This is a genomic window from Nocardia sp. NPDC059154 (genome assembly GCF_042755705.1).
In the GTDB taxonomy this organism is placed as follows: Bacteria; Actinomycetota; Actinomycetes; order Mycobacteriales; family Mycobacteriaceae; genus Nocardia.
Genome location: NZ_JBHZCS010000018.1, coordinates 61,215 through 72,118, shown reverse-complemented (window position 1 = coordinate 72,118; position 10,904 = coordinate 61,215). Strand labels below are relative to the sequence as shown.

General features: G+C 68.1%; 11 protein-coding genes. 6 read left to right on the top strand and 5 right to left on the bottom strand.

What is annotated here, in order from left to right:
• Nucleotides 1-7 precede the first annotated feature (7 nt).
• Nucleotides 8-607, top strand: a complete 600-nt coding sequence (locus ACFXN1_RS17630; RefSeq protein WP_354843674.1) for a TetR/AcrR family transcriptional regulator — start codon at nt 8-10, stop codon at nt 605-607.
• A gap of 48 nt (nt 608-655) precedes the next feature.
• Here the strand turns inward: ACFXN1_RS17630 and ACFXN1_RS17625 are convergent, their stop codons facing one another.
• Together ACFXN1_RS17625 and ACFXN1_RS17620 are read right to left on the bottom strand one after the other, a co-directional pair.
• Complete coding sequence (locus tag ACFXN1_RS17625) at nt 656-1,048, bottom strand: NUDIX hydrolase (protein WP_379446023.1); 393 nt, start codon at nt 1,046-1,048, stop codon at nt 656-658.
• Between the two features lie 32 nt (nt 1,049-1,080).
• Nucleotides 1,081-1,575: a hypothetical protein gene (locus tag ACFXN1_RS17620; RefSeq protein WP_379404298.1), complete on the bottom strand. Its 495-nt coding sequence runs from the start codon at nt 1,573-1,575 to the stop codon at nt 1,081-1,083.
• A 258-nt stretch (nt 1,576-1,833) separates the two neighbouring features.
• On the opposite strand from ACFXN1_RS17620, the gene ACFXN1_RS17615 reads away from it, so the two are divergent.
• Complete coding sequence (locus ACFXN1_RS17615) at nt 1,834-3,969, top strand: protein kinase (RefSeq protein ID WP_379446024.1); 2,136 nt, start codon at nt 1,834-1,836, stop codon at nt 3,967-3,969.
• An 87-nt stretch (nt 3,970-4,056) separates the two neighbouring features.
• Here ACFXN1_RS17615 and ACFXN1_RS17610 read toward each other — a convergent pair whose 3' ends face one another.
• Genes ACFXN1_RS17610 through ACFXN1_RS17600 form a run of 3 tightly spaced genes read right to left on the bottom strand, consistent with a single transcriptional unit; the run spans nt 4,057 to nt 8,176 of the window.
• Nucleotides 4,057-6,021 carry an acetoacetate--CoA ligase gene (locus ACFXN1_RS17610; protein WP_379446025.1) on the bottom strand — a complete coding sequence of 655 codons (1,965 nt, stop codon included), beginning with the start codon at nt 6,019-6,021 and terminating at the stop codon, nt 4,057-4,059.
• On the bottom strand, nt 6,018-6,764 hold the full coding sequence (locus tag ACFXN1_RS17605) for a 3-hydroxybutyrate dehydrogenase (protein ID WP_379446031.1): 747 nt from the start codon (nt 6,762-6,764) through the stop codon (nt 6,018-6,020). The genes ACFXN1_RS17610 and ACFXN1_RS17605 overlap by 4 nt, the downstream gene beginning before the upstream one ends.
• Nucleotides 6,765-6,781: 17 nt before the next feature.
• Nucleotides 6,782-8,176 (bottom strand): MFS transporter, encoded by a 1,395-nt coding sequence (locus tag ACFXN1_RS17600; RefSeq protein WP_379446027.1) that lies wholly within the window; start codon nt 8,174-8,176, stop codon nt 6,782-6,784.
• Between the two features lie 140 nt (nt 8,177-8,316).
• Here ACFXN1_RS17600 and ACFXN1_RS17595 point away from each other — a divergent pair, with 140 nt between their 5' ends.
• The 4 genes from ACFXN1_RS17595 to ACFXN1_RS17580 all read left to right on the top strand — a co-directional run bounded on the left by ACFXN1_RS17595 (nt 8,317) and on the right by ACFXN1_RS17580 (nt 10,675).
• The gene (locus ACFXN1_RS17595; protein WP_379446028.1) at nt 8,317-9,216 is read left to right on the top strand and encodes a LysR family transcriptional regulator; all 900 of its coding nucleotides are present in this window, start codon (nt 8,317-8,319) and stop codon (nt 9,214-9,216) included.
• 64 nt (nt 9,217-9,280) lie between these two features.
• Entirely contained in the window at nt 9,281-9,478 is a 198-nt protein-coding gene (locus ACFXN1_RS17590; RefSeq protein ID WP_379446029.1) for a hypothetical protein, read from the top strand.
• Between the two features lie 11 nt (nt 9,479-9,489).
• The gene (locus ACFXN1_RS17585; protein WP_379404306.1) at nt 9,490-9,906 is read left to right on the top strand and encodes a nuclear transport factor 2 family protein; all 417 of its coding nucleotides are present in this window, start codon (nt 9,490-9,492) and stop codon (nt 9,904-9,906) included.
• A 154-nt stretch (nt 9,907-10,060) separates the two neighbouring features.
• On the top strand, nt 10,061-10,675 hold the full coding sequence (locus ACFXN1_RS17580) for a class I SAM-dependent methyltransferase (RefSeq protein ID WP_379404308.1): 615 nt from the start codon (nt 10,061-10,063) through the stop codon (nt 10,673-10,675).
• Nucleotides 10,676-10,904 lie beyond the last annotated feature (229 nt).

The window sequence follows — 10,904 nt, the reverse complement described above, 5'->3', positions numbered from 1 at the left end:
CCACCTCATGACGCCCCACCCCCGACGCCGCAGACGGGGCGACGACCGTCGCGAGCAGATCATCGACGAGGCACTGAAAGCCTTCGCCGACAACGGCTATCGCAGTGCCTCCATCGCCGAGATCGCCGACCGCTGCGGCCTGTCCCAGCCCGGGCTGCTGCACTACTTCCCGAACAAGGCCGCGCTGCTGTCGGCGGTCCTCGACTACCGCGACCGCCTCGACTACGACCGCCTCGGATTCGACCAGCAGTTGCGCGGCAAGGACGCACTCGTCCGCCTGGCCCAGCTGGTCGAGCACAATATGCACGTGCCCGGGCTGGTCCGGCTGTTCACCGTGCTCACCAGCGAGGCGGTCACCGCCGACCATCCTGCCCACGAGTGGGCGCTGAACCGCTACCGCCTGCTCCAGGACTACCTGGCCGGAGCGCTACAGGCGGGCATCGACGACGGCAGCATCCGCAAGGACATCGACCCCGCGGCCATAGCCCGCCAGGTCTTCGCCATGATGGACGGCCTGCAGTTGCAGTGGCTGGTGGATCCCGACACGGTCGACATGGCCACCCTCTTCCGCGCCTACGTCGACGAACTCATCGCCTACATCTCCTAGCGCGTCATCCGGCATCTCGCAGCGGCTGGTCCGGCATTTCCTATCGCTTCATCCGGCCACCGCGTCGCGGAAGTGGTCGGCGAGATCGAGCCCGGCGGCCTGCTCCGGCGTGATCCAGGCATGGTCGTCGTGCTCGTCCGGGTTGAGAATCACCGCGCCACTGCCGTTTTCGCGCACATCGAAGACGCGTGCGTGAATCCGCAGCGGACGGCCGGCCACATCCATCCACTCGTGCGCCGAGCGCTCACCGAGGACCTCGATGGTCAGGCCCGTCTCCTCCGCGACCTCGCGTACCGCGGCCTGCTCGGGTCGCTCCCCCGGCTCGACGCCACCGCCCGGCAGCTCCCACCGCCCGGCCAGGAAAACCCCGACGGCCCTGCGGATCAGCAGGATCGTGCCGGCGCGTTCGATCCGGCAGTACACCAAATGCTTTTCTTTCACCCGTTGATCATGCGTGAGCCGACGGGGACGGATTACGCGGAGTCCGCCGCGTACTGGTACTTCCCGCGATCGAGTTTGCGGACATTACTGTTGTCGCGCTGCGCCATTCGCCCCAGCGCGACCGCGACGTGGTGGCGGGCGCTGATCGGCAGCTCCACGCCGCGACTCTGGAGCGCGGCGATCACCTCCGCCGGGGTCCAGGTCTGCTCGGGGTGTTCGGCGAGGAAATCGGCCACCACCCGGGGCAGCGAGCGTCCCTGCGACGGCCCGGCCGACTCGCCGGGCTCCGGCACGTCGGTCAGCTGCTCGTCCCGGGCGGTGTCCAGCCAATTCGCGACCGTGAGCAGCTTCGAGCAGGCAGCACGCAATTCGGCTCCGGGCGAACGGATGTCACCGAGGTTGTACATGGCCTGGTAGTAGCGACCGATATTGGTCAGCAGATCGATGGCTTGCTTCTCGGTGTCGGCGACGATGGCTTCGCTGCTGCGACCCGACTGCGCGGCCGCCGCCACTGCTCCCACGTCCACGTCCGACAATCCCCTTCTCTGTTGATCGACAGATGCACGGCTCACCCGACACTAGCCAAGCGTGGTGGCCGAATTGTGAAAGACTACAAGGTCATTGCCGCCCGCGCGTCCCCAACGGCGTTTCGCGTGACCGGAATGCCGGGTTCACTCTGCGAGAAGCGCTGGTTACCGCGGTCCCGCCCGATCGTCGCGGGGCCGCCCACCCGCGCCCGACACGCTGAACGTTTCGGTGCGGGCGCGTGGCGCGATATTCACTCCGTGGGGAGCACGCTCGAACCAGGCGAGGTCTTCGCCGGCTACCAGATCCTGCGGAAACTGGGGGCCGGCGGGATGGGCGCGGTCTATCAGGCGCGCGATCGGGACCTGCCGCGATTCGTGGCTCTGAAGCTACTGACGCTGCCCGGCGGCGAGTCGCAGCACCGGGTGCGGTTCCGGCGGGAAGCCGATACCGTTGCGCGGCTGCAGCATCCGAACATCGTGACGGTGTACGCGCGCGGCGAGGAGGACGACCGGCTGTGGATCTCCATGACCTTCGTCGACGGCACCGATGTGGCGCGGGCGCTACGGCCGGGAGCCATGCACCCGGCCCGGGCGGTGCGAATCATCGCCGAGACCGCCGCCGCGCTCGATCACGCGCACGACACCGGGATTCTGCACCGGGATGTGAAACCGGCGAACATCCTGCTCTCCGACGGGCGGCCGGAACGGGCGCTGCTCACCGACTTCGGCATCGCCAAGACGCTCGACGAGAGCAGGCAGCTGACCCAGCGCGGCGAGATCCTGGCCAGCTTCCAGTACGCCGCCCCCGAGAGGCTGACCCGGCCGGGCGAGGCCGATCGACGCGCCGACGTCTATTCCCTGGGCTGCACGCTTTACCACATGCTGACCGGCCAGCCGCCGTACCCGGGACAGAACGTCGGCCAGATCATCTACGGACACGCGTACGAGGCAGTGCCGGTGCCGTCGGAGCGAAACCCCGGTCTACCACGGGGTTTCGATGAGCTCATCGCGCGCGCCATGGCCAAGGATCCCGGCCGTCGCTTCACCACCTGCACCCAGATGGCATGGTCGGCGCAACAGATCCTCCGCCAGCCCGCGCCACCCCTGACCGGGCCCCCACCGGCCACCATCGATCTCAGCGGACCGAGACCCGCTGCGACGCAACCCAGACCGGCCGCCACCACCCTGCCGCCCGCGCCCGCCCCCACCCATCCCGTCTCCACCCACCCGCCCTCCACCCCTCCGGCCCCCACCGGCACCGGACCGACCACCACGGTGTCTACTCGAACCGGACCGACCCCGATGCCCAATCGAACCGGCCCGATACCGGCGCCCAGTCGAGTCGACCCGACACCGGCACCCGCGCGAACCGGCACGACACCGATACTCGCGCAAACCTCTCCGGCTCCCGCGCCTGCGCCTGCGCCTGCGCGTACAGAGTCCCCAACTGGACACGCTCGAACTGACCCGACACCCATGCCCATTCGAAGCGGCCCGGCACCGGTGTCCGCGCGAAGGGCTCCGGCCCCTATGCCTACGCGAACTGAGTCCCCAACCGGGCCCGCGCGGATCGGCCCGCCACCTGCGCCTACCCATCCGGTATCCGAGCCCGGACCGTCCGAGTGGGTCGAGCGGGACCCCATCGGTATCGGCATCGGCACGCCCGTGCATGGCAAGCGCGGCAGCGGGTTACGGATTCTCATGGCGCTGCTCCTGGTCGTCGCCCTGGCGGCGGTCGGGTACCTGCTGGTGCGGATCGGCGATCAACACCAGGACCTCACACCGATGGCGACGACCGCACCAATGACCACGACGACCTCACCGGCGGTCACAACCACATCGCCCGTTGCCTATGCCGAACCGACTCCGATCAGTCAGGTCGTGATCCCGCCGGTCACAACGCCGTACACGTCTCCGATCACTTCATACCCACCCAAAACCATTGCGGTGCCGGATGTGGTCGGCACCGCGATCGCGCAGGCGAAGGCACAGTTGGAGAAGGACGGCTTCGTTGTGCAGCAGGCCGAGCGCGAGGACAAACATGCGAAAGGGACTGTGGTGGGACTGGACCCGGCAGCAGGCACGGTGAAGGCGGTCGGTTCCACGGTGACCGTGTACGTCTCGACCGGCGCGGCCACCATCACCCTGCCGACCCTGACCAATCTGACACCCGCGGCCGTGACCACCACGCTGCAAGCCCTCGGCTGGCACGGAACCGTGCAGCAATCCACCGTGAAGGTCACCGATCCCGCGAAGGTCGGCAAGGTGGTCGGCCAGAATCCGGCGGCGGGCACCGCGGTCGCCGTCGGCGCGACGGTGACCATCACGGTCGGCGAGATCGGCACGTCCACCCCGGTGAGCTCATCGATCCCCATCACTTCATATAGCCGGTGAGGTGACCTCGTATGCCGGTGAGTTGACGTCGCGCGCGCCGGTATTCGGCCGAGCCGCGCCCACGCCGACCCGGAATCGCTATGTCAGCTAGGCAGGCGATTGCCCGAGATACCAGGACAGCAGGCCGGGGTCGTCGACCGCGGCGGGGTCGACGACGCGACCGGGGTCTGCGCCCTGTAGCAGGCGTTTGAGCGGGACTTCGAGCTTCTTGCCGGTGCGGGTGTGCGGGATGCCGGGGGCGGCGATGATCACGTCGGGGACGTGGCGGGGCGACAGCGCGGTCCGGATGGTGGCAGCGATCCGCTGCCGCAGCTCGTCGGTGAGCTCGCGTCCCGGGGCGAGCACCACGAACAGGGGCATCCAATAGCCGCCACCCGGCTGTTCGATGCCCAGCACCAGGGATTCGGCGATCTCCGGCAGCGCCTCGACGACCTCGTAGATGTCGGCGCTGCCCATGCGAATACCGTTGCGGTTCAGGGTGGAATCGGACCGCCCGTGCACGATGACGCTGCCGTGCGGTGTGCGGGTGATCCAGTCGCCGTGCCGCCAGACGCCGGGGTACATGTCGAAATAGGCGTCGCGGTAGCGGGCGCCGTCGGGGTCGTTCCAGAACGCGACGGGCATGGAGGGCATCGGCTGAGTGACGATCAGCTCGCCCACCGCATCGTGGACGGAGTGACCGGATTCGTCCCAGGCTTCCAGGGCCACCCCGAGATACGGGCCGGAAAGCTCGCCGGGCCAGACGGGCACGGTCGGGGTGCCGCCCATGAAGGCCGAGACCACATCGGTGCCACCGCTGATCGAGGAGACCGGAACGTCACCGACATTGTCGCGCAACCACATCGACGAGGATGCCGGGAAGGCCGCACCGGTGACGCCGATCTGCCGCAGCGCGCGCAGATCGTGGGCGAGCGCCGGACGGGCGCCAGCCTTCTCACAGGCCAGCACGTACCCGGGGCTGGTGCCCAGGACCGTGGCGCGGGTGCGCGCGGCCAACTCCCACAGCGCATCCGGCGCGGGATGGCCCGGACTGCCGTCGTAACAGACGATGGTCGCGCCGGCGAGCAGCCCGGAGACCTGGAAGTTCCACATCATCCAGCTGGGGCTGGTGTACCAGAAGAAGGTGTCGTCCGGCCCGATATCGGAGTGCAGGGCAAGGGCCTTCAGATGCTCCAGCAGCACGCCGCCGTGGCCGTGCACGATGCCCTTGGGCTTGCCGGTGGTGCCGGAGGAGTAGAGCACCCAGAGTGGATGCTCGAAATCGACGGGCTCGGTGGCGAACGCGGGCGATTGCGGCGCGAACTGATCCTCGGTGGCGTCGTTCCAGTCCAGGACGTCGGGTAGCGTTCGGCCGAGCCGCGACACCAGCACGGTCCCCCGCAACGAGGGCAAACCGTTACGGAGAGCGGCTATTTCGGCGATCTTGTCGTGCGCCTTGCCGCCGTAGCGGTAGCCATCGGCGGTGATGAGCACGACCGGCTCGAGCTGGCCGAGGCGGTCGAGCGCCGCCCCGGCCGTGTAGTCCTGTCCGCACGCGCTCCAGACGGCGCCGATACTCGCGGTGGCCAGGAAGGCGATCACGGCTTCGGGAATGTTCGGCAGGTAGCCCGCCACCCGGTCGCCGCGACCAACACCCAATTCGCGCAGTGAGCGAGCCAGAACCGCGGTGCGGGAGAGCATTTCGGCCCAGGAAAGTTCCCGTAGTGGGCTGTCCTCGCTGAGCGCGATAATCGCGGGCCGGTCGGTACGGGCGTGCCGGATGATTTGGTCGACGTAGTTGACCCGGCTGCCGGGGAACCACCGCGCCCCCGGCATGTCGCTGGAAGCCAGCACCTCGGCGGGCTCCTCGCCGACCTCGAAGTACTCCCACACCGCCCGCCAGAATCCGGCGATGTCGTCCACCGACCAGCGCCACAGCTCCGCGTAGTCCTCGGTGTGAATCCCGTAGCGCCGCTCGACAAACCGACCGAAGTCGGTGATCCGCGCCGCCGCGATAGCCTCCTCGTCCGGCACCCACTGCGGCACCGCCGCGAACTCCGCGATCTCGGTCATCGGGCGCTCCACCCGCCGTCCATGGTGTAGGAGGCCCCGGTCACCATCCGCGCGGCATCCGATGCGAGCCAGCCGACCAGCGAGGCCACCTCCTCCGGCTCCACCAGCCGCTTGATCGCGTTGTCGGTCAGCATGATCCGCTCCACCACCTGCTGCTCGGGGATGCCGTGCGTCGTGGCCTGATCGGCGATCTGCTTGTCCACCAGCGGGGTTCGCACGTAGCCCGGATTCACGCAGTTACTGGTCACCCCGCGCGGCCCGCCCTCGAGAGCCGTCACCTTCGACAGCCCTTCCAGCGCATGCTTTGCGGTCACATAGGCCGATTTGAACGCCGAGGCCCGCAGCCCGTGCACCGACGAGAGATTGATGATCCGGCCGTACCCCTGGGCGTACATGTGCGGCAGGGCCGCGCGGGTGAGCAGGAACGGGGCCTCGACCATGAGCCGCAGCATCATGCGGAACCGTTCCGGCGGGAAGTCGGTGATCGGGCTGACGGTCTGGACTCCGGCATTGTTCACCAGGATGTCGGCCTCCAGCCGGAGGTCCTCCAGCGCGGTCACGTCCGACAGATCCACCTGCCATGTCCGCCCGCCGAATTCGGCGGCCACCTTCTCCGCGCCTTCGCCGTCGATATCGGCGACGGTCACCTGCGCGCCATGGGCGGCGAGCTCGCGGGCGCAGGCCGCTCCGATCCCGCTCGCCCCGCCCGTCACCAGTGCCCTGCGTCCCGCCAGTTCACCCAGGGGTCCGGTCGTCTCGGTCATGCCACCTTCACCTCTGCACTAACTTGCGTCGAATTGCGCTGCGCTGCCAGGCTTTCCGCGTCGGCCCGGTCGATGTCCGCCAGGTCCGCGCCCTTGGTCTCGCGGGCGAAGAGCACCGCCACCACGGTCACCGCCGCCGACGCCGCCAGGTACCAGGCGATCGGCACCGAGGATTTGTAGGACTCCAGCAGCCGCACCGCGATGATGGGCGCGAGCGACCCCGCCACCAGCGAGGTCACCTGATAGCCCAGGGACACACCGGAATACCGCATACGGGTGGGGAACATCTCGGCCATGATCGCCGGCTGCGCGGAGTACATGAAGGCGTGGAACACCAGGCCGATGATGACCGCGCACAGGATAACCGCGTTGTGCTTGCTGTCCATCATCGGGAAGGCGAAGAAACCCCAGGTCGCTGTGGCCAGGGCACCGACCAGGTAGACCGGCCGCCGCCCGATGCGATCGCTGAGCCGTCCGACCAGCGGGATGACCAGGAAGTGCACGGTATGCGCCGCGAGCAGCCACCACAGGATCACCTTGGTGTTCGCTCCCACATGGACTTTCAGATACGTGATGCTGAAAGTGACCACAAGATAATAGAAGACGTTCTCGCCGAACCGAAGTCCCATGGCGGTGAACACACCTCGCGGGTACCGCTTCAGCACCTCGAGCGCACTGAAGGAGTTCGCCTTCTCCCGCTCGGCCACCTGTTGCGCGGCCACGAAGATCGGCGCGTCGGTGATCTTGGTGCGCACGTAGTAGCCGATCAGGACCACCACCGCCGACAACCAGAAGGCCACCCGCCAGCCCCAGGACAGGAACGCCGCGTCCGACAGTGTCGAGGTCAGCACCAGCAGCACGATGGTGGCGAGCATATTGCCCACCGGCACCGCCGCCTGCGGCCACGACGCCCAGAACGCGCGGCTGCGGCTCGGACTGTGCTCGGCGACGAGCAGCACCGCGCCGCCCCACTCACCGCCGACCGCGAAGCCCTGGATGAACCGCAGCACCACCAGCAGTACCGGGGCCAGATAGCCGACTTGCCCGAAGGTCGGCAGGCAGCCCATCAGGAAGGTGGCCGCGCCGACCAGGATCAAGCTCAGCTGCAACAGCTTCTTGCGCCCGTACCGGTCGCCGAAGTGGCCGAAGACGATGCCGCCCAAGGGCCGTGCCGCGAAGCCGACCGCGTAGGTGATGAAGGCCGCCAGGATGGCGTCCAGGTCGCTGGTGCCCTTGGCGAAGAACACCTTGTTGAACACCAGCGTCGCCGCGGTGCCGTAGAGGAAGAATTCGTACCACTCGACCACGGTCCCCGCCATGGACGCGGCGACCACGCGCCGTAATCCGGCCAGGCCGCCGCGGGCTTCCGGTTCGGTATCCGGGAGGCTCATCGCGCAACTCCTTCACGCTCGGGCCGCCTCACCCCTCATCTGTGATGCGTCCCACATACTTCGATGCCAAGGAGTATTCGTGCACATTCGGCTGCCCGGCAATGACCAGATCCGCAGCCATAATCTGCAAGAATGCAGAAATGAGCGTGACCTCCACCACAACCCGTCTCAGCCCCGACGATCTGCTGGTGCTGCTCGCGGTGGGCCGCACCGGCCGCTACGTCTCGGCGGCGGAGGAACTGGGCATCAACCACACGACCATCTCGCGGCGCATCGCGGCGCTGGAGCAGGCGCTCGGCGGCCGGGTGCTGATTCGCGGTGCGAGCGGATGGGAGCTCACCGATCTGGGCCGGGAGGCGCTCACCGCGGCCGAGGCCATCGAATCCGCGGTCCGCTCGCTGACCTCCGACACCCCGGAACTCGAAGGCGTGGTGCGCATGTCGGCCACCGACGGGTTCAGCGCCTACGTGGCCGCGCCCGCCATCGCGAGGATGCAGCGCCGTCATCCCGGGCTGTCGGTCGAGATCGTCACCGCCACCCGGCTGGCATCGTTGCAGCGGTCGGGCTTCGATATCGAAGTGGTGGTGGGCAAACCGCAACTGCGCCGCGCCCGCGCCATCGCACTGGGCGACTACACGCTCGGGCTCTATGCCTCCCATGGCTATCTCGCCGACCACCCCGCCCCGGAAGCTCTTGAAGACCTGTCCCGTCACCCGCTCGTCTACTTCATCGACTCCATGCTCCAGGTCGACGACCTGGACCTGGCGCCCACCTTCGCGCCCGCCATGCGCGAATCCATCTCCTCCACCAATGTTTTCGTGCACGTGGAGGCGACCCGGGCGGCCGCCGGGCTGGGCCTGCTCCCCTGCTTCATGGCCGACCGCCACACCGATCTGGCCCGCGTGCTGCCGGAAATCTCTGTGCGCCTGACCTATTGGCTCGTCGCGCGCCCGGAAACCCTGCGCCGCCCCGAAGTCGCCGCCCTCGTCGAGGCGCTGCGCGAGCAGGTGGACACCCACCGCGACATGCTCATGGGTTGACCCACCCCACCGGATCACTGACGGCGAACCGGTATCCGAACCACCGGGCTGTTATGTTCTGCCGATGGGTGGGCAAGTCTCGGTGTGGGTACCGATAGTCGTTGCGGCGCTGGGCTTCATCGGTGTGCTCGGAGCCCAGTTGATCGCCGCGTGGCGAGAGGATCGCTATGGAGCTGGATTCGGTAACCACGCCGCGAATTCACTCACGGGCATCGCGACACCGCGGCCGATTCTCGCCAGCGTGGGCGGTGAGCGTCGATGACCATCGTGAGCATGACAACCGATGCGATGACCACCCTGCGGGCCTTCTATGCGGCCGAGGCCGCCTACCTCACCGAGGGGGCCCAGTTCGAGGAGATGGCTCGGTATCTGGCGCCGGATGTCGTGATGTACCAGGCCTCGAGCCTGCCCTACGGCGGGCAGTGGCACGGGCACGACGGCATACGCGAATTCCTCGCCGCCATGGGAGACAGCTGGGACGGCCTGTGGTTCGACGAGCAGCACTTCCTCAGCGAAGGGGAACGGGTCGTCGCCTACAGCCGAGGCCGGCTGCGTGCCCGCCGCACCGGACGGGTACTGGAAACCTCGCTGCTGCAATGGATCAGCTTCCAGGACGGTCTGATCACCGAATTCCGGCCCTACTATCACGACACCTCGGCGGTCCTGGCCGCTCTGGCCGACAACGCCTGATCACCGGGGCACAGGCCCGCGATCGTGACGACGCAGCCCGGGTCCAAGGGGCGAGACGGCCTGGGTCGAAGGCGGAACTGGGACCGACCGGTTGGCCTCGGAGCGGCGGTGGCACAGTGGACCGGGCACGGACCCGACCGAGGAGGAGCCATCCATGAACGGACGTACCCCCAGCCGTTGGGAGGAGCTCACCGCTGCCGACCCTGCGCATTCGAAGTGGTACGTGGAGCGGTTCCGGAGATTGGCGGCCGAGGGCGCGGATATCGTCGGGGAGGCGCGCCTGATCGACGCGATGCTCGACCGCGGTAGCCGGGTCCTGGATGCGGGGTGTGGTCCGGGGCGTGTGGGTGGCTACCTGCACGACGCGGGTCACGTCGTGGTCGGCGTCGATGTCGATCCGGTCTTGATCGCTGCCGCAGAGCACGACCATCCCGGCCCGACCTGGATTGTCGGTGATCTCGCCGAACTGGACCTTCCGGCCCGCAACATCACCGCCGACTTCGATGTCATCGTGTGCGCGGGGAATGTGATGACATTTCTGGCGCCCTCCACCCGAGGAGCGGTGCTGGCCGGTTTCGCCCGCAACCTCGCTCCGGGCGGCCGGGTGGTCACAGGTTTCGGAGCCGACCGCGGCTACGAGTTCCCACAGTTCCTGACCGACGCCGAGAACGCCGGACTCACAGTGGATTTGCAGCTTTCGACATGGGACCTACGCCCATTCACCGACCAGTCCGACTTTCTGGTGGCGGTGTTCTCGCGCGCAGACTGAAACCTGCTCAGCCCCAGGAAATCCCAACCCTGACCGGCGGAATCTGGTCCGCTGCAACACCGAACATCCTGTAAGTCAGGTCCAGGGCATCCATCTCCGGTGCAGTGGCGCGCGGCCTTATGGTCGGAGATGCGGGGCATACGAGATGGTCGCGGGGGGGGGGGGGCCCTCCCCCCCCCCCCCCCCCCCCCCCCCCCCCCCCCCCCCCCCCCACCCCCCCCCCCCCCCC